Genomic DNA, 24,434 nt, shown 5'->3' on the forward strand with positions numbered 1-24,434 from the left:
CGCTCCCTTGCGTGGATACGAAGGACAGCGCTGTCCGACTTAGTGGATGGTATCCGCGCGGACCGGATGTCTGGAGGGCCCCCTGGTGATCATCTGCCTCCGGAGGGGTGTTTTCGGGCGTGATCTCAACCACCGCAGCGCGCCACGACAGGACCGGGAAACCGCTTGGCGGCGGGGTTAGCCTCTGCCCATGGGCGCGTTGATCTATCCACCGAAGCCGCGGCCGGGCGACCGGGTCGCCGTCGTGTCGCCCTCCGCCGGCCTGCCCGCCCTCTTCCCCCACGTGTACGAGTTGGGGCTGCGCCGGTTGCGCGAGGAGTTCGGCCTGGAGCCGGTGGAGTACCCGACCACCCGGGCGGCCGGGGCGAGCCCGCGGGACAGGGCCCGCGACCTGACCGCCGCCTTCGCCGACCCGGACATCAGGGCTGTCCTCGCCACCGTCGGCGGGGACGACCTGATCACTGTCACCCCGCACCTCGACGACGACGTGCTGCGGGCCAACCCCAAGCCGTACTTCGGCTACTCCGACAACACGAACGTGCTCAACCACCTGTACCGACTGGGCGTCGTCGGGTACCACGGTGGCTCGGTGCTGGTGCACCTCGGCCGGCCGGGCTCGCCGCACCCGCTGACCTTCGCGTCCCTGCGTGCGGCCCTCTTCACCAGCGACTGGCACGAGTTGACGCCCGCCCGCCAGTGGGGCGACCGGCCCAACCCGTGGACCGAACCGGACACGTTGGCGGACGAGCCGGAGATGCTTCCCGGTGAGGGCTGGCGCTGGCACGGCCCGCGACGGGCGGTCCGGGGACCCACCTGGGGCGGCTGCCTGGAGATCCTGCACTGGCTGATGGCCACCGACCGGGTCCCGACCGTCGCCGAGCTGACCGGGTCCGTGCTGATCATGGAAACCTCGAACGAGATGCCCGACGCCAGGGAGGTGTTCCGGATCGTCCGGAACATGGGGGAGCGGGGTCTGCTCGCCGCCTCCGAGGCCATCGTGGTCGGCCGACCCAAGGCGTGGGACTTCGACAAGCCGCTGTCGGTGCCGGAACGGCGGGTTTGGGCCGAGGCGCAGCGGGAGGCGATCCTGCGGGCGGTGGCGTCGTACCAGCCCGACGCGGTGCTCGTCTTCGACGTCGATCTCGGCCACACCGACCCGCAACTGATCATCCCGTACGGCGGCGAGATGACCGTGGACGCCGTCGAGCGCCGGATCGCCGTGCGCTACTGACCCGCGGTCGCGGTTCTGAGCAATTTTCTTCAAGACGCGGGGCGTCCGGCGGCCCGACGATGGTGGCGATCGGCCCGGCGCCGTGCGCGACGGCCGCCGGGGCGGGGCACGCGGACCTTTTCGGGGAGGCCCGACGCCCCGCCGGACAACCGGCGCGACAGTGCGACGTCGTGGAGGAGGGCACCGCAGGTCCGTTGACCGGACCTCCTCCACGACGCCCGCACCGCCGTCGCGTCAGCCCGCCCCGGAGGGAGGCGCGCCGGCGGAGGTGAGCAACCGGCGCAGTCGGGCCGGCGGGTGGCCCACCTGCTCGCGGACCACCCGGGTCAGGTGAGCCTGGTCGGCGAAGCCGTACTCGGTGGCGAGCGCCCCGAGCGGCCGGCCGTCGGGCTCGGCGAGGGTGTCCAGCACCGCCCGTACCCGCAGCCGGTTCCGGTAGCTGGTCAGGCTGCTGCCGGTCATCCGCTGGAAGACCCGGCTGAGATGGTGCGGAGAGCTGCCGACCTCCCGGGCGACCTCGTCCAGGCCGAGTGTGAAGCCGGAGTTGACCAGCACCTCCCGAGCACCGTCGGCCAATCTCCGGTGCGCGGCGAGCGTCGCCGGTCGTCGCCGGACCGCCCTGTCGATCCCGCTGTCCTCGCCGCCGATCGGGCTGTGCCGCAGCAGGAGGGTCAGGAACCGGTGCAACCGCTCGGCCATCTCGAACCCGTCCAGCCCGCGCCGGAACTCGGCCACCAGCAGCCGGTGCGCCAGGTCCAGCGCGGCGTCCGACGTCCCGGACCACCCACCCCGGTCCGCCCACCTCGCCGCGTCCGGCCGGGCCGCCAGCACCGTCGGGTCGATCTCCAGGCAGGTGTACGAGTCACCGCAGCCGAACGGATGGGCCACGGCGAGTTCGTCACCGGGGCGGGTGAGCAGCACGGAGGTGGCGTCGGACAGCTCGACGCGACCGTTGAGCCGACGCCGGTACGCCCCGGAACGGCCCAGCATCACCGTGTGCCGGTCCACCACGGCGGGCTCCGTCCAGCCGTGGTCCGCCACGATGCACCGCACCTGGTAGACGAGCATCCCCTCCGGGTGCCCCAACACCCGCCACCGGGCAGGCGTGGTACGCCGACGCGGGTCACTGCCGACTCCCTCGGCGGGCATCGTTCCCCCTCGGATGAGACTGGACGGCGGCTTCGCCGGGCGGGCGGTGTGTGCCGGGCGGGCGGTGTGCGCCGGATGGACGGTGTGCGCCGGATGGACGGCGTGCGCCCGGCGGACGGCGTCGGTGCGGGTGGGTCAGGCGGCGGCGCTTCCGGTTCCGCCGCTTCCGGTTCCGCCGCTTCCGGTTCCGGCGCTCTCGGTTCCGGCGTTCCCGGCGGCGGCGCTTCCGGTTCCGTCGGTGACGACCGCGAAGGCACGGACCGGGAAGGTGCCCATGCCGGCCACCATGGGCGGAGCCGCAGTGAACCGGAACCCGTCCGGCGGCAGGGCGTCCAGGCCGGTCAGGTGCTCCACGATCGGGATGCCGGCGGCGAGCAACGTGCTGTGCGCCGGTCGGACGCCTCCGGCCGCCGGGCTCATGTCGTCGATGTTGACCGAGTCGATGCCGACCAGGGCCGCGCCCGCGTCGACGAGCGCCTGCGCGGCCTCCCCGGTCAGGTACGGGGCCTCCGGCGCCCCGTACCGCTCGGTGCCGAAGTGCGCGTCCCATCCGGTGTGCAGCAGCACCGCGCGTCCCGCCACCTCGTACGGAGCCAGCAGCAGCCGGTCCACCGCCCGGGTTCCGGCCGGCACCCGGACGACCACCCCGGGCAGGTCGGCGAGCTGGTCCAGGGGGAACCCGGACAGGTCGTCGCCGCCGGCCCAGCGGTGGGCGGGGGTGTCCACGTACGTGCCGGTGTTCGCGATCATGTCGATCCGGGCCACGTGGAACTCGGTGCCCGCCGCGTACCGCTCCCGGGACGCGGCGAAGGTCAACCAGTCGGTGATCCGGGGTCCCGGCCAGCCGGGCAGCGTGCTCATCCCGTCACTGATCACATGGCTCAGCTCGACCAGCCGGCGCGTGGGCCGGGAGCTGTCCACGGCGACGCCCCGGCCGCCCTTGTGCGGCTCCTCGATGATCGTCTTCGCGCTGATCCGCACCTCGGCGACCATCAGCAACCCGAGATGCCTGACGAACAACGCCGCCAGGTCCTCGTCGCTGATGCTCCGGCCCGGAATGTCCAGCCGGAACCCCTCGGTACGGAGCCCGCCGCCGTTGGCGAAGCTGACCTCCGCGTCAAAATGCGCCCGCCACTGCTCACTCATCCCGCTCACCCATCCCGAAACCCGACCATGTCACCGCCGCCCGGTCAAGATCCGCGAGTGGCCTGATGATGCGCGTGGCCTGATGATGAGGCCGGCCTGACCGTGTCAGCCGGGTCAAGATCGGCAGAGGCGGAGCGGATTCCCGGCCGGCTCGTCGGCGTGGACGCTGTGGGGCGTGGGCCGGGCGGGCTCGGACGTGCGTGGGCTCGGGTCGTCGATTGCGGGCTCGGCCCGTGCGCCGCAAGATCCACTCGATTTCCTGAAAGGCGCGGTCTCCACGCGCCACGAATACCCCGCCCTCCTAAAAGTCGAGTGGATCTTGCGGTTGGATGGGCTGTCCGGGGAAATCAGGCCGGCGAGTTGCCACGTCCGCCCCGGGCCGGGCGCCGAGATCGCGCAAAATCATGGATGTAGTGGTCTCAGCGTGTCGGTGAGGCCACTACATCGTGGTTCGAGGACGATCTTCGGCGCGGGGCGCGGGGCGCGGGGCGCGGGGCGCGGGGCGCGGGGCGCGGGGCGCGGGGCGCGGGGCGCGGGGCGCGGGGCGCGGGGCGCGGGGCGCGGGGCGCGGGGCGCGGGGCGCGCGGACCTGGGCGGAAGGGGGTGTCTGTCGGTCGACGGAGATAGGCTGGTGGCCTGCACCCCCCGTCCTGCTGGACGAGGGGCCGCCGTCGTGTGCGTCGACTCCCCTGGAAGTGATCTCACATGCTCACCGGTCTGTTCACCGCCGCCCTGGCCGACCCCGGGCTGGCCCGGGCGCGTGACCTGGCGCGCTCCGGTGCCGCCCAGGTCGACGGCCTCGACATCACCGCTCCGGCGGCCCTGCGTCCGTTCGCCGTCGCGGCGGTCGCCGCTGACCGGGAGGGAGCCGGGCGGCCGGTGCTGGCGGTGACCGCCACCAGTCGGGAGGCCGACGACCTGGCCGCCGCCCTCGGTGCGTTGCTGCCGGCCGAGCAGGTGGTGGTCTTCCCCTCCTGGGAGACGCTGCCGCACGAGCGTTTGTCCCCCCGCTCCGACACCGTGGGCCGGCGGCTGGCGGTGCTGCGTCGCCTCGCCCATCCGGACGCGACCGACGCGCGGGGCGCGACCGGGCCCCTGCGGGTGGTCGTAGCCCCGGTCCGTTCCCTGCTCCAGCCGCAGCTCAAGGGGCTCGGCGACCTGGAGCCGGTGCAGCTCGCCGCGGGTGAGGAGGCGGACCTGGAGGAGGTGGCCCGCCGGCTGACCGACATGGCGTACGCCCGGGTCGACCTGGTCACCAAGCGCGGCGAGTTCGCGGTGCGCGGCGGCATCCTGGACGTCTTCCCGCCCACCGACGAGCACCCCTCCCGGGTGGAGTTCTGGGGCGACGAGGTGGAGGAGATCCGCACCTTCGCCGTGGCCGACCAGCGGACCATCGAGCAGGTGCCGCTGCTGTGGGCGCCGCCCTGCCGGGAGTTGCTGCTCACCCCGTCGGTGCGCGAGCGGGCCGCCGCGCTGGCCGAGCAGCACCTTGAGTTGGCCGAGATCCTGGACAAGCTGGCCGAGGGCATCCCGGTGGAGGGGATGGAGTCCCTCGCTCCGGTGCTGGTCGGCCCCGACTCGCTGGAGCTACTGCTGGACGCCATGCCGTCCGGCACCCACGTGCTGCTCTGCGACCCGGAGCGCATCCGCACCCGGGCGCACGACCTGGTGCGTACCTCCGAGGAGTTCTTGCAGGCCAGCTGGGCCGCCGCCGCGGTCGGCGGCCAGGCCCCGGTGGACGTCGGCGCCGCCGCCTTCCGCACCCTCGGTGAGGTACGCGCGGCGGCCGGCAAGCTCGGTCAGCCCTGGTGGACGCTGTCCCCGTTCGGCCTGGTGGAGGCCGACGCGGGGACTGCCGAGACGCGGCAGCCCTGGGAGGACGCGCCGGAGGAGACCGCCGTCACCCCGGACGACGCCATCGCGGTGACCCTGGCCGCGCAGCCGGCGCCGCTCTACCACGGCGAGACCTCGCGGGTGGTCGACGACCTCAAGCGCTGGGCCGGCGAGGGCTGGTCGGTTGCCCTGGTCTTCGAGGGGCACGGTCCCGCCCAGCGGGCGGTGGAGGTGCTACGCGACGCCGGGCTGGGCGCCCGGTTGACCGAGGAGGTCACCGCCGCCCCCGCCCCCGGCGAGCTGGTGGTCACCTGTGGGGCGTTGAGCAGCGGGTTCGTCGACGAGGCGTCCCGTTTCGTGCTGCTCACCGGCAACGACGTGACCGGCGGTCGGGGCACCTCGACGCGGGACATGCGCAAGATGCCGAGTCGGCGGCGCAACACCATCGACCCGCTGGAGCTGAAGGCCGGCGACCACGTGGTGCACGAGCAGCACGGCATCGGCCGGTACGTCGAGCTGGTGCAGCGCACCGTCAACGGCGCCAGCCGGGAGTACCTGGTCATCGAGTACGCGCCCAGCAAGCGGGGGCAGCCCGGCGACCGGCTGTTCGTCCCCACCGACCAGCTCGACCAGCTCTCCCGGTACGTGGGCGGGGAGCAGCCGGCCCTGCACAAGATGGGCGGCTCGGACTGGCAGAAGTCGAAGGCACGGGCCCGCAAGGCGGTACGGGAGATCGCCGCGCAGCTGATCCAGCTCTACGCGGCCCGGAAGGCGTCGAAGGGGCACTCGTTCGGCCCGGACACGCCGTGGCAGCGCGAGCTGGAGGACGCCTTCCCCTGGCAGGAGACCCCGGACCAGCTCGCCGCCATCGAAGAGGTCAAGCGGGACATGGAGCAGACCGTCCCGATGGACCGGCTGATCTGTGGCGACGTCGGTTACGGCAAGACCGAGATCGCGGTCCGGGCGGCCTTCAAGGCGGTGCAGGACGGCAAGCAGGTGGCGGTGCTGGTGCCGACCACGCTGCTGGTGCAGCAGCACTACAACACGTTCGCCGAGCGGATGAGCCAGTTCCCGGTGCAGATCCGGCAGCTCTCCCGGTTCCAGACTCCGAAGGAGACCGAGCGGACGCTGGAGATGGTCGCCGACGGCACCGTCGACATCGTGATCGGCACGCACCGGCTGTTGCAGACGGCGACCCGCTTCAAGCAACTGGGCCTGGTGATCGTCGACGAGGAGCAGCGCTTCGGTGTCGAGCACAAGGAGCACCTGAAGACCCTGCGGGCGTCCGTCGACGTGCTGAGCATGTCGGCCACCCCGATCCCGCGCACCCTGGAGATGGCGATCACCGGCATCCGGGAGATGTCCACCATCGCCACCCCGCCGGAGGAGCGGCACCCGGTGCTCACCTTCGTCGGCGCGCAGGACGACCGGCAGGTGGCCGCGTCCATCCACCGGGAGCTGCTCCGCGACGGGCAGGTCTTCTACCTGCACAACCGGGTGGAGTCGATCGACCGGGCGGCGCGCCGGCTGCGGGAGCTGGTGCCCGAGGCGCGGGTCGCGGTGGCGCACGGCCAGATGAGCGAGGAGGCGCTGGAGAAGGTCATGGTCGGCTTCTGGGAGAAGGAGTTCGACGTCCTGGTCTGCACCACGATCGTGGAGTCGGGCATCGACATCCCGAACGCCAACACCCTGATCGTGGAGCGGGCCGACCTGCTCGGCCTGGCCCAGCTGCACCAGATCCGTGGTCGGGTCGGCCGGGGCCGGGAGCGGGCGTACGCGTACTTCCTCTACCCGCCGGAGAAGCCGCTCACCGAGCACGCCCACGAACGGTTGGCGACCATCGCCCAGCACACCGAGCTGGGCGCCGGCATGTACGTGGCCATGAAGGACCTGGAGATCCGGGGTGCCGGCAACCTGCTCGGTGGTGAGCAGTCCGGGCACATCGAGGGTGTCGGGTTCGACCTCTACGTCCGGATGGTCGGCGAGGCGGTCTCCGCGTTCAAGGGTGAGCGTCCGGAGGAGGAGACCGACGTCAAGATCGACCTGCCGGTCGACGCGTACCTGCCGCACGACTACGTGGGCGTGGAGCGGCTGCGCCTGGAGATGTACCGCAAGCTCGCCGAGGCCCGCGACGAGGACCGGCTGCGCGAGGTCGTCGCCGAGATGACCGACCGGTACGGCGAGCCGCCCGCCCCGGTGCAGAACCTGGTGGAGGTGGCCCGGTTCCGCCTGCTGGCCCGCCGGTACGGCCTCACCGACGTGTCCATGCAGGGCAAGCACGTGCGGTTCGGTCCGCTCCCGCTACCGGACTCGAAGCAGTTGCGGCTCAAGCGCTACCACCCGGACGCCGTCTACAAGCAGGCCACCGACCAGGTGAGCGTGCCCCGGCCGACCACCCGCCGGATCGGCGGCGAGCCGCTGCGCGACCAGGCGCTGCTTCAGTGGTGCGCGCAGTTGCTCTCCGATGTGCTCGGTGCCCCCGCCCCGCTCGCCGCGGCGGCGGGCTGAGGCGGCGGGCTGAGGCGGCGGGTTCAGCCGGCGGGCTGAGGCGGGTGAGGTGGGGGCCGTCACAGCGCGGAACAGGGCATGAGAGAGTGACGGGTATGCGTGCTCGCCGTGTGATCGTCGCCGCCAGCGTCGCGGCCCTGGGTGTCCTCTCCCTCGCTGCGTGCGGCAGGTCCGCACCGAGCGTCGCCGCGTACGTCGGTGACACCACCTACTCGGTGGACCGGGTCGACACGCTCTTCGCCGAGGCGCAGGCCACGTACGAGGAGAACGCCCGAGCGGCGTTCAGGCAGGAGAATGGCCCGTCCGCGTCGCCCTCGCCCGAGTTGCTGCGGATCAAGGCGACCCGGCAGGACATGCTCAATCTGCTCGTCGGTCTCGACCTCGCCAAGCGGATCGTCGCGGAGAAGAACATCCCGGTGCAGGACCAGATCAAGGCCGACCAGTTGGGGCAGAGCCTCAAGGTCCCGGGCTCCGAGTACGCGAAACTCGCCGCTGAGTGGTACAACCACTTCGTCGCCCTGCAGACGGGTCTGCCGACCGCCGAGTTGACCGACAGCGAGCGCTCCAAGCTCTACGACGCCCTGGTGGAGGCCGACATCGCCTCGCCCGGGTGGTCCGTCGAGCAACAGCGCGCGCAGTTCGCGGCACCGGAGATCGCCCAGCAGGCGACGGCGGTGGTGGCGCTCAGCACGGCCTTCAAGGAGGAGGTCGAGCGGGAGGACGTCACCGTCAACCCGCGCTACTCGTCGCTGGAGATTCCGGCCCTGTTCCAGGTGCCGAACCAGGGCCTCGGTCTGTACAACCTGCCCTACCTGGACCGGACCAGCACGGTCACCGACGTCTCCACCCCGGAGCCGCTGCCGTCGAGCGAGGCCCCGAGCGCCGAGGCCCCGGACCCGGGCACGGCCAGCTGAGTGAGCACGACGGCACGGATCGTCCTGCTGGTCACCTCGCCCCGGCTCCCCGCCGGCCTGCTGACCTCGGCGGCCTGGGACGTCGTACGCCGGCACCCGGTCCTGACCGCCGCGGAGGGCGAGTTGGTCACGGCCGTGCGTCAGGCGGGCGTCGAGGTTACCGTCGTGGACGGCCCGGCGACGCAGCCGTTGCTGGACGCGGTGGCGGCGCACGGCACCGTGGTGTGGCTGGCCGGGCCGGCGGGTGACGAGGCGCTGGCCCGGGAGTTGGGTCTGCGGCTGGCGCGGCAGCCGGGGTTGGCCGAGCTGGAGCTGATGTACGGCTCGTGGGACCCGCCGGGCGCGCGGCTGCTCGACGCGGTGGCCGTGCTGGACCGGCTGGCCTCGCCGGGTGGTGACCCGTGGAAGCGGGCGCAGACGCACCGCAGCCTCGCGGGTTACCTGCTGGAGGAGAGCTACGAGGCGTACGACGCGATGGTCGCCGACGACACCGACTCGTTGCGCGAAGAGTTGGGTGACGTGCTGTTGCAGGTGGTGCTGCACGCCCGGCTCGCCGAGGAGTTGCCCGAGGACGAACGGTGGACCATCGACGACGTGGCGGGCGGCCTGGTCGACAAGATGATCAGGCGTAACCCGCATGTCTTCGCCGGCGCGGAGGCGGGCACGATCGAGGAGATCACCGAGAACTGGGAGCGGATCAAGCGCGCGGAGAAGGCCCGGCGCTCCGTGCTGGACGGGGTGGCGTTCAGCCAGCCGGCGCTGGCCCTGGCCACGCAGATCCTGGACCGCGCCGCCCGCGCCGGTCTGACTGTCGCACTCCCGCCGGCCGACACCCAACCGGACGCGGAAGCCCAGCTGGGCGCCACCCTCCTGGCGATGGTCGCCGAAGCCCGCGACGCCGGCCTGAATCCCGAGGCGGCCCTGCGCCGAACAACCCTGACCCACGCCAACGCGATCCGCGCCGCCGAACCCCCACCCCCAGACCCCTCCGCACCCACAGACCCGCGTTGATCATGAAGTTATGGTCCCGACACGCCGACGTGGAGGGCGATAACTTCATGATCAACGGCGCGGGTGGGTGGGGGGCAACGGCGCGGGTGGGTGGGGGTAGCGGCGCGGGGCGGGGGTGGGGGTTCGGTGATCGGTAGGGTGGGTTGGTGGAAGCGTTTGGGGTGTTGGCCGAGCGGGTTGTCGAGGCTCTGCTGGAGTCGCGGCCGGGGATGAGCACGGCGGCGGGCGATCACCGGTTCGACGACCGGTTGCCGGACCTGTCCGCCGATGCGCTGGCCGCCGATCGGGCGATGCTCCTGGACGCGACCAACGCGCTGTCCGAGTTGGACCCCGACTCCCTTGACGTCGACGAGCAGGTGGACCACGCGTTGCTCACCTCGTTCGTCGACCGGGAGCTGTTCGAGCTGACCGAGATTCGCGCGCACGAGTGGGATCCGCTGCGGCACAACCCCGGTCCGCTGCTGCACCCGCTGCTGGCCCGCCCGTACGCGCCGGTGGAGGTGCGGCTGACCCAACTCGCCGGCCGGCTCGCCGCCGTACCGGATGCCCTCGCCACCGCGCGCGCGACGTTGCGGGACATGCCGCGGATCCACGCGGAGACGGCGGTCGGGCAGTTCACCGGCACGGCCGCGCTGATCCGGGACGAGCTGCCGGGGCTGCTCGCCGAGGCGCCGGGTCAGCTCGACCGGGTCGAGCCGGCGGCCACCGCCGCGATCGCCGCGCTGGACGAGTTCGTCGCGTGGCTGCGGGCCGGGCTGGCCGCCGACGCCGGCCCCGGCCGGGACCCGCGACTGGGCCGACGCCGCTGGGAGGCCCGGCTCTGGCACACCCTCGACACCGAGCTTGGCGCCGCCGAGATCCAGCGGCGTGCCTGGGCCAACCTGGACCGGGTCACCGAGGAGATCCGCGCGGCGGCCGTCGAGCTGGTGGGTGGTCCGGCCGACGACGCGGCGGTCCGCCGGGCACTGGACCTGCTCGCCGCCGAGCACCCGGACGACGCCACCATCGTCGAGCTGGCCGGGGTGACACTGGACGAGGCGACCGACTTCGTCCGCGCGCACGACCTGGTCAGCCTCGTCGACGACCGGTGCGTGATCCAGGAGATGCCGGAGTTCGCCAGGGGCGTCGCGGTGGCCTACTGCGACTCGCCCGGCCCGCTGGAGACGGCCGACGTGCCCACGTTCTACTGCATCGCGCCCACCCCGTCGGGTTGGCCGGCGCAGCGGGTCGAGTCGTTCTACCGGGAATACAACGACCACATGGTCCGCAACCTCACCGTGCACGAGGCGATGCCGGGGCACTTCCTCCAGCTCGCCCACGCGCGCCGCTACGCCGGTGGCACCCGGGTCCGCGCCCTGGCCGAGTCCGGCCCGTTCATCGAGGGCTGGGCGGTCTACGCGGAGGAGCTGATGGCCGGTCTCGGCTTCGGCGGTCTGCCGGTGCGGTTGCAGCAGCTCAAGATGCAGTTGCGGATGACCATCAACGCGCTGCTGGACCAGCTCGTGCACGCCGAGGACGTGCCCGAGGCCGAGGCGATGGCGCTGATGGTCGGGCGGGGCTTCCAGGAGGAGGGCGAGGCCGCCGGCAAGTGGCGGCGGGCGCTGCTCACCTCGACCCAGCTCTCCACCTATTTCGTCGGCTACAGCGAGGTGGCCGAGATCGCCGCGGCCCGCCCGGAGGGGGTGTCGGTCCGCGACTGGCACGACGCGATGCTGGCGCACGACTGCCCGCCGCCGCGCCACCTGCGCACCCTGCTCGGCATCTGAGCAGGACGCCGGGCCGCGCGGCGGTCACCGTCGCGTCGATCGTCGGGCGCGAGCGGGGGTACGCCCGCAGCAGCGCGGACGGCTCAGGAGCCGCCGGGGCGGCGGTCGACGACGCCGGCGTCGACGGGCGGGTCGAACGCCTTCTCGTCGACAGTTGTCGAGTAGTCGCTCAACGCCAGCTCCACCGGCTTGCCGTCGACCGGCCCGGTGAAGCTGCCGAGCACACCTTCGGTGGTCACGCAGGCGGTGAAGTCGCCCGAGCCGCTCTGCACCTCGACGCAGGAGGCGTGGTGCCCGGCGACTGTGGTGTCGCTCTGTCTGATGACCGCCTGCGGGTCGAGCGCGGCGGCGGTGAGCATCCCGACCACCACCGGCGGTGTGACGAGACCCTGCTGGTTGGCCTCGCGGAAGAGCGTGACGGTGGGCTTGCCGGTCGGCGTGGGCGGCGTGGTCAGCGTGCACCGCGGGCGGGCGCCGGACGTCGTGCACCGGGTGACGGCGTCCGGGGTGACGGTGAGCCGGCCGCCCGGGTAGGTGTACGCGGAACGGGCCGGGTCCTGCGCCTGCACGATCGCGGCGCGCTGTCCGCCGGGGAGCTGGTAGTCGGCCGAGTAGGTCGACTCCAGGGCCCGGTCGAGGCGGGTGGCGAGGTCGTTGACGAGTTCCGAGCGACCCATGGCGACTCCGGCGTCCTCGAATGTCTGACAGCCGGTGACCGTGAGCGACGCGATGACCGACACGGCGAGCATGCGGAGGGTGGTCGAGGCGGCGGGCATGGCGACCAGCCTGGTGGATCTGGTCCGCGCAGCGCAAACCCGTTGCCGGTTGACGCCCGGAAATCCGGGAATGTCCGTCAGTGCGGGGTGACTCGGGTGCGCGGGCGACGCCGTGGCCGTTCTCGCCGCCCGATACGCTGCGTTCAACACCCGCCTCAGCCGCACCGTCGCGGCCCACCCACGGACCGGATCACAACAACGAGGAGCGACTCAGTGGCAACCATCGAGGGAATCGTCGCCCGGGAGATTCTCGACTCGCGGGGCAACCCGACGGTCGAGGTCGAGGTCGGCCTGGACGACGGCACGGTGGCCCGCGCCGCCGTGCCCTCCGGCGCCTCCACCGGCGCCTTCGAGGCGATCGAACTGCGCGACGGTGACGACGACCGCTACCTGGGCAAGGGCGTCGAGAAGGCGGTCTCCAACGTCGAGGACAAGATCGTCGACCAGCTCATCGGGTACGAGGCCAGCGAGCAGCGGCTGATCGACCAGAAGATGCTCGACATCGACGGCACGGACAGCAAGTCGGAGCTGGGCGCGAACGCCATCCTCGGGGTCTCCCTCGCGGTGGCGAAGGCCGCCGCCGGCAGCGCCGAGCTGAGCCTCTTCCGCTACCTGGGCGGTCCGAACGCGCACCTCCTGCCGGTGCCGATGATGAACATCCTCAACGGTGGCGCGCACGCCGACTCGAACGTCGACATCCAGGAATTCATGATCGCCCCGATCGGCGCGCCCACCTTCCGCGAGGCGCTGCGCTCCGGCGCGGAGGTCTACCACGCGCTCAAGTCGGTGCTGAAGAAGAAGGGCCTGTCGACCGGGCTCGGCGACGAGGGTGGCTTCGCGCCCAACCTGCCGACCAACGCGGCGGCCCTGGACCTGATCGCCGAGGCGGTCGAGAAGGCCGGCTACCGGCTCGGCACCGACATCGTGTTCGCGCTCGACGTGGCGGCCACCGAGTTCTTCGAGAACGGCACCTACACCTTCGAGGGCGCCGGGAAGTCCGCCGAGGAGATGAGCACCTACTACACGAAGCTGGCCGACGAGTACCCGATCGTGTCGATCGAGGACCCGCTGGCCGAGGACGACTGGAGCGGCTGGCAGACGCTGACCGCCTCGATCGGCGATCGGGTGCAGATCGTCGGTGACGACCTGTTCGTGACCAACCCGCAGCGCATCGCCCGGGGCATCGCGGAGAAGGCGGCGAACGCGGTCCTGGTCAAGGTCAACCAGATCGGTTCGCTGACCGAGACCCTGGACGCGGTGGACCTGGCCCACCGGGCCGGTTTCAGGTGCATGATGAGCCACCGCTCGGGCGAGACCGAGGACACCACCATCGCCGACCTGGCCGTGGCCACCGGCTGCGGCCAGATCAAGACCGGCGCCCCGGCCCGCTCGGACCGTGTCGCCAAGTACAACCAGTTGCTCCGGATCGAGGAGGAGCTGGCCGACGCGGCGCGCTACGCGGGCGCCGGCGCGTTCCCGCGCTACCGTTCGGCCTGAGACGCTGCCGGGAGGCCCCGTCGCGGGGCCTCCCGGCGATCTCCGTAACGCAGGAAACCTCGGGGGAGGGGTGTGACGATGCAGCAGCGCCGCACACCGGGTGGTCAGCGTCCCGCCCGCCGGCCGGGTCAGGCCGGTCGGCCGGGCGGCGCCCGCGCCGCCCGGGGATCGGTCCGGGAGTCCGGCGTACGCGCCGAGCCACGCGGCACCGCTGGCCGGGCGCCGGGCGCCGCCCGGGGCGCCGAGGGTGTGCGCTCCGCGAATCGTCCGGCCGCCGCTCGGCGTGCCACCGCCGGCGGCGGCGTCAAGCGGCTCGTCGCGCCCCATCCCCGGCGCGTCACCGGCCGGGCGACGGTGCTGTTCGCGGTGCTGATCGCGCTCGCCCTCGCGTACACCTATCCGGTGCGGGTCTACCTGGACCAGCAGGCCGACATCGAGCGGATGGAGGCCGCGCAGGCGGCGCAGGAGCGGGAGATCGCCGAACTGGCCGCCGAGGCGGCGAAGTGGCAGGACGACGCGTTCATCGAGACCAAGGCACGGGAGCGGTTCTTCATGGGCCGGCCGGGCGAGAAGATGATGGTGGTGCTGCACGACCCCGAGGGCGCGGCCCGGGATGCCGGCAAGTCGGGCGCGCAGGCCACCCCGTCCGGGCCGACGACCTGGTATGACACGCTCTGGTCGAGCGTGCGGGCGGCGGACAGCCAGCAGCCGGGCAAGTGATCCACCGACCAGCGCACCTGGAGAGACAGTGACCGTCGTACCCCCGTCGGAGCCGGCGGCGGATTCCATCACCCCGACCCGTCGGGAGCCGGCCACAGAGGCCGACCTGGCCGCGGTGGCCGCGCAGCTCGGCCGTACCCCCCGGGGCACCCGGGCGGTCGCCCACCGGTGCCCGTGCGGCCTGCCGGACGTGGTGGAGACCACCCCACGCCTCTCCGACGGCACGCCGTTTCCGACGCTCTACTACCTGACCTGCCCCCGCGCCACGGCGGCGTGCAGCCGGTTGGAGTCGGCGGGGTTGATGAAGGAGATGGCGGACCGGCTCGCCACCGACCCCGAGCTGGCCGCCCACTACCGGGCGGCGCACGAGGACTACCTCGCCCGCCGGGAAGCGATCGGCGAGGTCCCGGAGATCGCCGGCATCTCCGCCGGTGGCATGCCGGGCCGGGTGAAGTGCCTGCACGTGCACCTGGGGCACGCGCTCGGCGCCGGCCCCGGGGTGAACCCGTTCGGTGACGAGACGCTGGAGCTGGTCGAGCCCTGGTGGTCGGCCGGCCCGTGCGTGGACGTGCCCGCCGCCGAATGACAGCGCAGGCCAAGGACCAGATCACGGTACGGCGGGCCCGTACCGGGGACGTGCGTGGCATCCGGCGGCTCGTCGACATGTACACCGATGACCGGCGGCTGCTCAGCAAGGCCACCGTCACGCTGTACGAGGACGTGCAGGAGTTCCGGGTGGCGGTCCGGGCCGAGGACGACGCGGTGGTCGGCTGCGGCGCGCTGCACGTCATGTGGGAGGACCTGGCGGAGATCCGTACGGTCGCGGTGGACCCGACCTGCCGGGGCCAGCGGATCGGTCACCGGCTGGTCGGCGAGCTGATCGAAGCGGCCCGGGAGTTGGACGTGGCCCGGATCTTCGTGCTGACCTTCGAGACCCGGTTCTTCGCCTCGTTCGGCTTCCGCGAGATCGACGGCGCTCCGGTGCCACGAGCGGTCTACGAGCAGCTGCTGCGCTCGTACGACGAGGGTGTCGCCCAGTTCCTGGACCTGGATCGGGTCAAGCCGAACACGTTGGGCAACACCAGGATGTTGCTGCGCCTCTGAGCTGGGGCGGTCGACGGCTGCCGTAGGGTGGCGGGGTGACGACGCGTGTGGCGGCCATCGACTGCGGGACCAACTCGATCCGACTGCTGGTCGCCGACCTGCCCGAGGCGTCGGAGGGGGCGCAGGCGCCGCTGACCGACCTGACCCGCCGGATGGAGATCGTGCGGCTCGGGCAGGGCGTGGACCGCACCGGCCGGCTGGCGCCGGAGGCGATCGAGCGCACCCGGGTGGCGCTGGCGTCGTACGCCGCCGACATCGAGAAGCTGGGCGCGCAGCGCGTGCGGATGTGCGCCACCTCGGCCTCCCGGGACGCCGCCAACGCCGCCGACTTCACCGAGATGGTGCGGGCCACCCTCGGGGTCGAACCCGAGGTGGTCAGCGGTGACGAGGAGGCCCGGCTGTCGTTCACCGGCGCGGTGCGCGGGCTGCCCACCGACGCGAAGGAGCCGTTCCTGGTCGTCGACATCGGCGGCGGCTCCACCGAGTTCGTGGTCGGTGACCGGGCCGGCGGGGTGCGCGCGGCGGTCTCGGTGGACATCGGCTGCGTCCGGATGACCGAGCGGCACCTGCCCGGCGATCCGCCGACGCCCGAGCAGGTCGCGGCGGCGGAGGCCGACATCGCGGCGGTGGTGGACCGGGCGCTCGCCACGGTGCCCGGCCGCGAGGCCGCCACGCTGGTCGGCCTCGCCGGGTCGGTCACCACGGTGGTCGCTCTCGCTCAGGGCCTGCGGGAGTACGCCCCGGAGCGCATCCACCACGCCCGGACGTCGTACGAGGAGGTCGCCCGGGTGACCGGGGAGCTGCTGGGGCAGACCCGTGAGCAGCGGTTGGCGAACCCGGTGATGCACCCCGGGCGGGCCGACGTGATCGGCGCGGGAGCGCTGGTGCTTCGGGTCATCATGGAACGGGCCGGAATGCCGTCGGTGGTCGCCTCGGAGCACGACATCCTCGACGGCATCGCCTGGAGCCTCCAGCCCGGCACGCGGTGACTGACGCGCCGTGCCCGGTGCTCGCGCGCGCCGTGCTCTCTGCTCGCGCGCCTGCTCGATGATCGACTCGCCTTCATTGAAGGCGCGGTATCGGGTCTGCCAGGAAGGCCCGGTTTTCAGAAACCCGCGCGCGAACCCGCCCGGGACCCGCGCGCGAACCCGCCCGGAACCCGCGCGCGAACCCGCCCGGAACCTACGCGCAGTCGTTGACGCTATTGCGTATTGCACAGTAGTGTGCGGTGCGTGGACACCACACAGTTGCTGAAGGGCGTGCTCGATCTGGCCGTCCTCGCCGTCCTCCGGGAGGAGGACGGCTACGGCTACGACATCCTTCGCCGGCTCCGGGAGGCCGGCTTGGAGGAGGTCGGCGACGCCTCGGTCTACGGCACGCTGCGCCGCCTCTTCTCCGCCGGCCTGCTCACCACGTACGTGGTGCCGAGCGAGTCCGGGCCGCACCGGAAGTACTACTCACTCAACGCCGCGGGCCGTGACCAGTTGACCCGCTCCGGCAAGCTCTGGCGGTCCTTCGCCACCACAATGGACAGTCTGCTCGACGATCGGGGGATGGCGGCATGACCGTCACGGGGCAGGAGATCACCGACTACGTGGCGCGGGTCCGGGCCGCGCTGGCCGACCTGCCGGCCGGGCAACGCGACGAGCTGACCGAGGATCTCGCCGACCACCTCGCCGAGGTCGCCGCCGAGTCCGAGGGCGCCCTGGTCGAGCGGTTGGGCACGCCCGAGACGTACGCCGCCGAACTGCGCGCCGCGGCCGGTGCCGCCAGCGTCGATGCACGCAACCTCGACCAGCGGTTCGCCACCGCGATGGTGCGGGTCCGCAGCCGCCTGCGCGAGATCGACACCCGGCTGGGCCCGGCGTTCGGGTACGAGCGGAGCAGTGAGTTCCTGCTGTTGCTGCGGCCCGCCTGGTGGGTGCTACGCGGCTACCTGGCGGCGATGCTGATCACGATGATGACCACCAACGGGAGCTACGGTCTGCTGCCCCGGTTCAGTGGAGAGTTGCTCGCCGGCCTGGTCATGCTCGTCGCGTTCGTGCTCGGCTCGATCTGGATCGGCCGCCGCTCCACCGGGCTGACCCGCTGGCCGCGGTGGGCCCTGCACGGCGGCACCTTCGTGCTGGTGGTGTTCGCGCTCGCCGCCCTCGGGCACGCGGAGGACCGGCTCGACCGCGACTACTACTACGACCAGACCTCGGTCGACAGTCAGTACAGCCAGATCCGGGACGTCTACGTCTACGACCGTGAGGGTCGCCTGGTGGAGAACGCCCGGCTCTTCGACCAGAACGGCAACCCGATCCGACTGGGCTATCCGGACTGCGGAAGTCAGCTCGACGAGTACGGCAACCCGCTGCTGCGGCCGTACCCGTACTGCCCCGAGCAGGCGCCCTTCGGGCCCCGCGCCCCGGGCGCGACGGTGCCGCTCACGCCACCGAGCGCGCCGCAGGGCGCCACCCCGGACCCGAGCGTCACCCCGGAGGCTCCCGGCACGACGCAGCCGAGCGGAACGGCCACCGGCCAACCGGCGGCGGACCTCACCGGGACACCGAGCGGCACCCCGACCGCGACGAGCTGAGTGGCGATGTGAACTGGATCATGCTGATGAAGCTGGGAAATAGCTGAACGGACGAGGCGAGCGGGACGACGCCGGAAATCAATGATCGTTACGGTGTCGTCTGCTCATCAACCCCTCGGAAGGAACCACCGTGTCAGAGCAGGTCGCACCCTCCTCCGCGCCCGACGCCGCAGCACCCGAGCCGGCCGTCGAGACGGCAAAGCCGACCCCGGCCCAGCCGGCCAAGTCGGACGGAGCCGCGCCGGATGCGGCCAAGCTGACCTCGTCCGCGCCGGATGCGGCAGCGCCGACCACTCCCGCGCCGGATGCGGCCAAGCCGGATGAGGTCAAGCCGGAGGCGGAGAAGTCCGGCGCGAAGAAGGCCCTCGGCGTCGTCGGTGCGATCCTCGCCGTCGTCGTCATCGCCGGCCTGAAGTTCGGCGTCGCCTCGGCCATCGGCAACTACTTCAACAAGGACGAGACCGCCGACGCCAAGACCGGTGACTGCATCGCCGAGTTGCCCGAGGTCACCGGCACCGAGCAGGAGGAGGTCGACGGCGCGAAGGTCGTCGAGTGCACCTCGACCGACGCGGCGTACAACGTGGTGGGTCGGGTGGACGGCCAGAGCGAGGCCCAGGCCAAGGCCGACACCACCTGCACCCAGTTCTTCAAGGAGGGCGAGGAGGGCTACATCTTCTCCAGCATCGAGCCCGGCAAGACGGGCTACGTGCTCTGCCTGACCAAGAAGGTCTGACCAGGACTGTGGTTCGGCACCGACGGCGGCGGGGAACGGACCCGCCGCCGTCGGCGTACCCGGAGTCACCGCTCGGCGAACAGGAGGTGAATGCCACTGTTCCAGCGTCTTCCCGACGGCCCGGTGGCCGTGGCAGGCTACCGGCACGTAAGACCACTGGGCGACCAGCCAACGATGACTGACCGCTAGGAGGACGGGCCATGGGCGAAATGGTGAGTTACCGCAGCAACGGGGGCGCGAGCGAGGGGTATCTCGCGATACCCGCCAGCGGCACGGCCAGCCCCGCTGTCATCGTCATCCAGGAGTGGTGGGGCCTGGTTCCGCACATCCGCTCGGTGGCGGACCGTTTCGCCGAGGCGGGCTTCGTCGCACTCGCGCCGGACTTCTACCACGGCGAGACGACGAGCGAGCCGGACGAGGCGCGGCGGCTGCTGATGGGGATGCGGATGGACGAGGCCGCGAAGGACATCGCCGGTGCCGCCGACTATCTCGCCGGGCGGTCGGAGGTCACCGGTAAGGTCGGCGCCGTGGGCTTCTGCGCTGGTGGCAGCCTCGCGCTCTGGTCGGCCACCATCTCCGAGCGGATCGTCGCCACCGCCGGCTTCTATCCCGTGCTGCCCTGGGAGTCGATGCGTCCCGACTGGGCCGACTACGCCGGCAAGACCGCTGTGATCCACTGCTCCGAGGAGGACGGCACCTCGACCGACGAGGGCGTGCAGACCGCGCGTCGGGCGATCGAGGGGGCCGGTGGCGACTGCCAGCTCTACGACTACCCGGGCACCTCGCACGCCTTCTTCAACGACGACCGGCCGGAGGCGTTCGACCAGCGCGCCGCAGCCAGCGCCTGGGCCCGCACCCTGGAACTCTTCCGGGCCAAGCTTGGCTGAGTCGCGTACCCCCGAGGAGGTGGTCGCCCGCGCGGAGCGGGCGACCGATCTCGCCGACGTCGACGCGGCGGTCAGCGACTGTTTCGCGTGCCCCCGGCTGGTGAGCTGGCGGGAGGAGGTGGCCCGCACCCGCCGGGCCGCCTTCCGGGACCAGGAATACTGGGGTCGCCCGGTGCCCGGTCTCGGCCCTGAGGGGGCGCGGATCGCCATCCTCGGGCTGGCGCCCGCCGCGCACGGCGGCAACCGCACCGGCCGGATCTTCACCGGTGACCGCTCGGGCGACGTCCTGTTCGCCGCGCTGCACCGGGCCGGGCTCGCCAACCAGCCGACAAGCGTCTCCGCCGACGACGGGCTCACCGTTCGGGACCTGCGGATCTTCGCGGCGGTCCGGTGCGCGCCGCCGGACAACAAGCCCACCCCGCTGGAACGGGACACCTGCGCACCCTGGCTGCACCGCGAGGTCGCCCTGATCCGACCCACGCTGCGCGTCGTGGTCGCGCTGGGCGCGTTCGCCTGGGCCGCGTGGTGGCCGGTGCTCCGCGAGGTGTACGGGCAGCGCCCGCCCAGCCCGCGACCGTCGTTCGGTCATGGGGCACACTGGTCCGGCACGGGCGTCCCGGACTTGCTGGGCTGCTACCACGTCAGCCAACAGAACACCTTCACCGGGCGGCTGACACCGGGAATGCTTGACGACATCTTCGGGCGGGCCAAACGGCTGGCCGGAGTGGACTGACACGACGCGTGGGGTGGTGGCGATGACAGACGGAACGCGCCCGCCCACGCCGCTGCCGGCCGCCGAGCCGAATGGGTTGCGTTCGGTGTTCGGTCTGCTCAGACGGTGGTGGCCGGTAGGCGTGGTGGCCGTCCTGCTCGCCGGTGCCGCGCTGGCGTCCGCGCACTCGTCCATCGGGGCCAGTCGCATCCCGCCGGCCGCCGACAACATCCCCTGGGTTCCGGAATACCCGACCGTCGAGCCGTCGCCGTCCATCCCGGTGGAGCCCCGGGACGCCGGCGAGGCGACCCAGGCGCACATCCCGCAGTGGGTCGCCACGGTGGCGATGGTCCTCCTCGGGGCGGCCATCTTCGCCGCCCTCGGCTACCTCTGCTGGGTCCTGCTCCGGGGCGCGCTGCGCCGCACCACCCGGGCCCTGCCGGCGCAACGGACCAGGCGCAGCGCGGAGGGCACCGCCCGTGAGGTGGTCGCCGCGCTCGACGCCGGCCTCGTCGAACTGGACGACCGGGACACCGACCCACGGGTGGCGGTGATCGCCTGCTGGGTACGCCTGGAGGAGGCCGCCGCGGCGGCCGGTGTTCCCCGGCTCACCGGGGACACCCCCACCGACCTGGTCAGTCGGCTGCTGCGCGGCGACCCGGCGGCCGGTGTGCCGGCGATCGTCAGCGCCGACGTGCTCGCCGAGTTCGCCGAGGTCTACCGCGAGGCCCGGTACGCCACCCGCCCGGTTGACGAGCGGACCCGTGACCAGGCACGCGCCGCGCTCCGCAGGCTGCGTGGCGAGCTGACGGCGGTGGTGAGTCGTGAGCAGTAGCACGAGCATCGACGACCTGCTCGCGTTCGAGGAGGAGGCGGCGCCGGTCGGGCCGGGGCCGCGCCCCTCCCGGTGGCGCCCGGTGCTGCGCCTGCTCGCGTGGGCCGCCGCGATGGTCGCGGTGCTGCTCGTCGTTCTCCGCGCGGTGGGCCTACAGGTGTCGGTGCCGGTGCTGGTCGCCGGTGTGCTCGCGGTGCTCGCGGTACGCCGGGTCACCGCTCTGCTCGCGCCCCCACCCCCGCAGCCGGCGGGTGGCCGCGCCCCGGTCGGCGAGGAGGACGGCAGCTACAACTTCGGGGCCCGGGACGCGCTGCGCACCGCGATCAACCGGTGGGAGTGGCCACTGGACTGGTCCAGCACCCGACCCGAACGCTTCACCGGAACGGTCCTGCCCCGGATCGGTGAACTGGCCGACGAGCGGATGCGCCTGAAACACGGCGTGACCCGCGAGTCCGATCCGGCCCGCGCCCGCGTCCTGCTGGGTGACCGGCTGTGGACGTTCCTGGAGACCCCGCCTCGCCGCACCCCGTCGCCGCGCGACCTCGCGGTGATCGTCGCCGAACTGGAGAAGATCTGATGAACGACGTGGACCGGAGCATCGCCCCCGCCGAGGTCGGGCACCTGGCCCGGGCGGTCCTGGACGCGGTGGGCACCGTCGTGGTCGGCAAGCGGGACGCCCTGGAGCTGGTCCTCGCCGGCATCCTCGCCGGCGGGCACGTGCTCCTGGAGGACCTGCCGGGCCTCGGTAAGACGCTCACCGCGCGCTCGTTCGCCCAGGCGCTCGGGCTGGACTTCCGCCGGTTGCAGTTCACCCCCGACCTGCTCCCCGCCGACGTCACCGGTTCCTTCCTGTACGACCAGCGCAACGGCGACTTCACCTTCCGGGCCGGCCCGGTGTTCACCAACCTGCTCCTCGCCGACGAGATCAACCGGACCCCGCCGAAGACCCAGTCCGCGCTGCTGGAGGCGATGCAGGAGAAGCAGGTCTCGGTGGAGGGTGTGACCTACAAGCTGGACGAGCCGTTCCACGTGCTGGCCACCGCCAACCCCATCGAGTACGAGGGCACCTATCCGCTGCCCGAGGCGCAGCTGGACCGGTTCCTGCTGCGGGTCTCCTTCGGTTACCCCCAGCACGAGGAGGAGTGGGAGGTGCTGCGTCGTCGGATGGGCCGTCGCCGGGAGGAGGCGGACATCAAGGCGGTGGTCGACGCGGCGACGCTGCGGGCCATGCAGGCCGCCCTCGAGGACGTGGTGGTGGAGGACTCCATCGGCCGGTACATCGTGGCGCTCACCGCGGCCACCCGGGAGCACCCGTCGGTGCTGGTCGGCGCCTCACCACGCGGCTCGCTGGCGCTGCTGCTGCTGGCCCGGGTCCGGGCGGTCTTCGACGGGCGGGACTACGTGGTCCCGGAGGACGTCAAGGCGGTGGCGGCGCCCGCGCTGGCCCACCGGATCACGTTGCGGCCGGAGATGTGGCTGCGCCGGGTCGACCCCGCGTTCGTGGTGGGCGAGGTGCTGGAGGGTACGCCGGCGCCAGCCAGCGGCGCGCTGCCGAGCTACGCCGCCGGCGGGCCCCGGCGCTGATGACGGGACCGACGGTGCCGCCGGCCACCGAACCGGAGCCGGCCGCCGGCTGGGCGCCCACCCCGGCGCTCGGCCGTGCGGTGCTGCTCGCCGGTCTGCTGCTCGTGGCGGGCGTACTGCTGGGTCGGGTCGACCTGATCGTGCTCGCCGCCCCGTTCGCGCTGGGCACGACGTACGCGCTCCGTCGTCGGCCCACGGCGCTGCCGCAGGTGTGGATCAGCGCGGGTGACGACGGGCCGCTGGTCGAGGGCGGCGACGTGACGGCGGCGGTGACCGTCGGCAACCCGGACACCGTCGACTACGACCTGGTGGTGGTGCGGTCCCGGGTGTCGCAGTGGCTGCGGATCGACAGGGCCGGCTTCGCCCTGCAGAGCGGGTCGGACGATCCGGCGTCGGGCGGCACAGCCGACACCGGCGCGGCGACGTCGGCGAACGGTGGTCGCCGGTCCGCCGCCGATCGGCCCTTCGTGACGGCGGTGCCGACCGGCGCGGCCGTGGACCTGGAGCTGGCCGGTAACGCCCGACGCTGGGGCCGGCATCCGGTCGGCCCGGCCGGCGCCCGGGTCGCGGCGGCGGGCGGCCTGCTGGTCTCCCGCGCGGTGATCACCGAGCCGGTCGGGGTGCGGGTGTACCCGCGAACCGAGCCGTTCGAGGCGGTGGAGGCGATGCCCCGCGCCGCCGGCCTGGTCGGGGCGCACCGCTCCCGGCGGCCCGGTGAGGGCGGCGAGCTGGCCGGCGTACGGGTCTTCGCCCCCGGGGACCGGCTGCGCCGGATCGACTGGCGGGTGTCGTTGCGTGCCCGACAGTTGCACGTGGCCTCGACCCTCTCCGACCGGGACGCGGAGGTGGTGGTGCTGCTGGACGTGCTCGCCGAGGCCGGCCGCTCCGGTGGGGTGGACGGCGCGGCATCGGTGCTGGACACCACGGTCCGGGCCACCGCGGCGATCGCCGAGCACTACCTGCACCGCGGCGACCGGGTGTCGCTGTTGGAGTACGGGCCGGCGGCCCGCCGGCTGCGCCCGGCCGCCGGGCGACGGCAGTACCTGACGGTGCTGGAGTGGTTGCTCGACATCCGGGCGCACGCGTCCGCGCACGAGCCGTACGACCAGGTCTTCGGCCCGCAGCTACTCTCCTCGGACGCGCTGGTGGTGGTGCTGACTCCGTTGCTGGACGAGCGGTCGGCGCAGATGCTCGCCCGGCTGGCCCGCGCCGGACGGTTCGTGGTGGCGGTGGACACGTTGCCGACCGATCTGGCGTCGCCGAAGGACGGTGGTTGGGCCGAGGTGGCGTACCGGCTGTGGCGGCTGGACCGCGACGTCATGATCGGGCAGCTCCGCGAGCACGGGGTGCCCGTGGTGCGGTGGGCCGGCGCCGGCAGCCTGGACCAGGTGTTGCGGGACGTGGCCCGGCTGGCGACGGCTCCGAGGGTGGGTGGCCGGTGACGGTG

General features: G+C 72.7%; 22 protein-coding genes. 19 read left to right on the top strand and 3 right to left on the bottom strand.

What is annotated here, in order from left to right; translation table 11 throughout:
* The first annotated feature begins 190 nt into the window (after positions 1 to 190).
* Positions 191 to 1,231 (top strand): S66 peptidase family protein, encoded by a 1,041-nt coding sequence (locus O7634_RS14245; RefSeq protein ID WP_278150605.1) that lies wholly within the window; start codon positions 191 to 193, stop codon positions 1,229 to 1,231.
* Between the two features lie 234 nt (positions 1,232 to 1,465).
* Here O7634_RS14245 and O7634_RS14250 read toward each other — a convergent pair whose 3' ends face one another.
* Both O7634_RS14250 and O7634_RS14255 read right to left on the bottom strand, forming a co-directional pair.
* The gene (locus O7634_RS14250) at positions 1,466 to 2,380 is read right to left on the bottom strand and encodes an AraC family transcriptional regulator (protein ID WP_278150606.1); all 915 of its coding nucleotides are present in this window, start codon (positions 2,378 to 2,380) and stop codon (positions 1,466 to 1,468) included.
* A 135-nt stretch (positions 2,381 to 2,515) separates the two neighbouring features.
* Positions 2,516 to 3,526, bottom strand: coding sequence for a cyclase family protein (locus O7634_RS14255; protein ID WP_278150607.1), 1,011 nt, complete (start codon positions 3,524 to 3,526; stop codon positions 2,516 to 2,518).
* A 705-nt stretch (positions 3,527 to 4,231) separates the two neighbouring features.
* On the opposite strand from O7634_RS14255, the gene mfd reads away from it, so the two are divergent.
* From mfd to O7634_RS14275, 4 genes are all read left to right on the top strand, one after another.
* The gene (mfd, locus tag O7634_RS14260; protein ID WP_278150608.1) at positions 4,232 to 7,867 is read left to right on the top strand and encodes a transcription-repair coupling factor; all 3,636 of its coding nucleotides are present in this window, start codon (positions 4,232 to 4,234) and stop codon (positions 7,865 to 7,867) included.
* Positions 7,868 to 7,962: 95 nt separating this feature from the next.
* Positions 7,963 to 8,781 carry a hypothetical protein gene (locus O7634_RS14265; RefSeq protein ID WP_278150609.1) on the top strand — a complete coding sequence of 273 codons (819 nt, stop codon included), beginning with the start codon at positions 7,963 to 7,965 and terminating at the stop codon, positions 8,779 to 8,781.
* The gene (locus O7634_RS14270) at positions 8,782 to 9,792 is read left to right on the top strand and encodes a nucleoside triphosphate pyrophosphohydrolase (protein ID WP_278150610.1); all 1,011 of its coding nucleotides are present in this window, start codon (positions 8,782 to 8,784) and stop codon (positions 9,790 to 9,792) included.
* A 146-nt stretch (positions 9,793 to 9,938) separates the two neighbouring features.
* A complete protein-coding gene (locus O7634_RS14275) occupies positions 9,939 to 11,558 on the top strand; it encodes a DUF885 domain-containing protein (protein WP_278150611.1) in 1,620 nt (539 codons plus the stop codon).
* 83 nt (positions 11,559 to 11,641) lie between these two features.
* Here O7634_RS14275 and O7634_RS14280 read toward each other — a convergent pair whose 3' ends face one another.
* Positions 11,642 to 12,334 (bottom strand): hypothetical protein, encoded by a 693-nt coding sequence (locus O7634_RS14280; protein ID WP_278150612.1) that lies wholly within the window; start codon positions 12,332 to 12,334, stop codon positions 11,642 to 11,644.
* A gap of 213 nt (positions 12,335 to 12,547) precedes the next feature.
* Here O7634_RS14280 and eno point away from each other — a divergent pair, with 213 nt between their 5' ends.
* From eno to O7634_RS14350, 14 genes are all read left to right on the top strand, one after another.
* Positions 12,548 to 13,831, top strand: coding sequence for a phosphopyruvate hydratase (eno, locus tag O7634_RS14285; protein WP_278150613.1), 1,284 nt, complete (start codon positions 12,548 to 12,550; stop codon positions 13,829 to 13,831).
* A gap of 78 nt (positions 13,832 to 13,909) precedes the next feature.
* Entirely contained in the window at positions 13,910 to 14,551 is a 642-nt protein-coding gene (locus O7634_RS14290) for a septum formation initiator family protein (RefSeq protein WP_278153970.1), read from the top strand.
* Between the two features lie 28 nt (positions 14,552 to 14,579).
* Positions 14,580 to 15,137 carry a DUF501 domain-containing protein gene (locus tag O7634_RS14295; protein ID WP_278150614.1) on the top strand — a complete coding sequence of 186 codons (558 nt, stop codon included), beginning with the start codon at positions 14,580 to 14,582 and terminating at the stop codon, positions 15,135 to 15,137.
* The gene (locus O7634_RS14300) at positions 15,134 to 15,655 is read left to right on the top strand and encodes an amino-acid N-acetyltransferase (RefSeq protein WP_278150615.1); all 522 of its coding nucleotides are present in this window, start codon (positions 15,134 to 15,136) and stop codon (positions 15,653 to 15,655) included. Before O7634_RS14295 ends, O7634_RS14300 begins: the two co-directional genes overlap by 4 nt.
* Before the next feature lie 47 nt (positions 15,656 to 15,702).
* Positions 15,703 to 16,644: a Ppx/GppA phosphatase family protein gene (locus O7634_RS14305; protein ID WP_278153971.1), complete on the top strand. Its 942-nt coding sequence runs from the start codon at positions 15,703 to 15,705 to the stop codon at positions 16,642 to 16,644.
* A 243-nt stretch (positions 16,645 to 16,887) separates the two neighbouring features.
* The gene (locus O7634_RS14310) at positions 16,888 to 17,220 is read left to right on the top strand and encodes a PadR family transcriptional regulator (protein WP_278150616.1); all 333 of its coding nucleotides are present in this window, start codon (positions 16,888 to 16,890) and stop codon (positions 17,218 to 17,220) included.
* On the top strand, positions 17,217 to 18,236 hold the full coding sequence (locus tag O7634_RS14315) for a hypothetical protein (RefSeq protein ID WP_278150617.1): 1,020 nt from the start codon (positions 17,217 to 17,219) through the stop codon (positions 18,234 to 18,236). Before O7634_RS14310 ends, O7634_RS14315 begins: the two co-directional genes overlap by 4 nt.
* Before the next feature lie 130 nt (positions 18,237 to 18,366).
* Complete coding sequence (locus tag O7634_RS14320) at positions 18,367 to 18,969, top strand: hypothetical protein (protein WP_278150618.1); 603 nt, start codon at positions 18,367 to 18,369, stop codon at positions 18,967 to 18,969.
* Between the two features lie 200 nt (positions 18,970 to 19,169).
* Complete coding sequence (locus O7634_RS14325) at positions 19,170 to 19,856, top strand: dienelactone hydrolase family protein (protein WP_278150619.1); 687 nt, start codon at positions 19,170 to 19,172, stop codon at positions 19,854 to 19,856.
* Positions 19,857 to 19,875: 19 nt separating this feature from the next.
* The gene (locus tag O7634_RS14330; protein ID WP_278153972.1) at positions 19,876 to 20,589 is read left to right on the top strand and encodes a uracil-DNA glycosylase; all 714 of its coding nucleotides are present in this window, start codon (positions 19,876 to 19,878) and stop codon (positions 20,587 to 20,589) included.
* Between the two features lie 22 nt (positions 20,590 to 20,611).
* Positions 20,612 to 21,403: a DUF4129 domain-containing protein gene (locus O7634_RS14335; RefSeq protein WP_278150620.1), complete on the top strand. Its 792-nt coding sequence runs from the start codon at positions 20,612 to 20,614 to the stop codon at positions 21,401 to 21,403.
* A gap of 16 nt (positions 21,404 to 21,419) precedes the next feature.
* On the top strand, positions 21,420 to 21,980 hold the full coding sequence (locus O7634_RS14340; RefSeq protein ID WP_278153973.1) for a hypothetical protein: 561 nt from the start codon (positions 21,420 to 21,422) through the stop codon (positions 21,978 to 21,980).
* Positions 21,980 to 22,987 carry a MoxR family ATPase gene (locus O7634_RS14345; protein ID WP_278150621.1) on the top strand — a complete coding sequence of 336 codons (1,008 nt, stop codon included), beginning with the start codon at positions 21,980 to 21,982 and terminating at the stop codon, positions 22,985 to 22,987. The genes O7634_RS14340 and O7634_RS14345 overlap by 1 nt, the downstream gene beginning before the upstream one ends.
* Complete coding sequence (locus tag O7634_RS14350; RefSeq protein ID WP_278150622.1) at positions 22,987 to 24,429, top strand: DUF58 domain-containing protein; 1,443 nt, start codon at positions 22,987 to 22,989, stop codon at positions 24,427 to 24,429. Before O7634_RS14345 ends, O7634_RS14350 begins: the two co-directional genes overlap by 1 nt.
* Positions 24,430 to 24,434 lie beyond the last annotated feature (5 nt).

The sequence above is a fragment of the Micromonospora sp. WMMD1120 genome (genome assembly GCF_029626235.1).
GTDB lineage: Bacteria > Actinomycetota > Actinomycetes > Mycobacteriales > Micromonosporaceae > Micromonospora.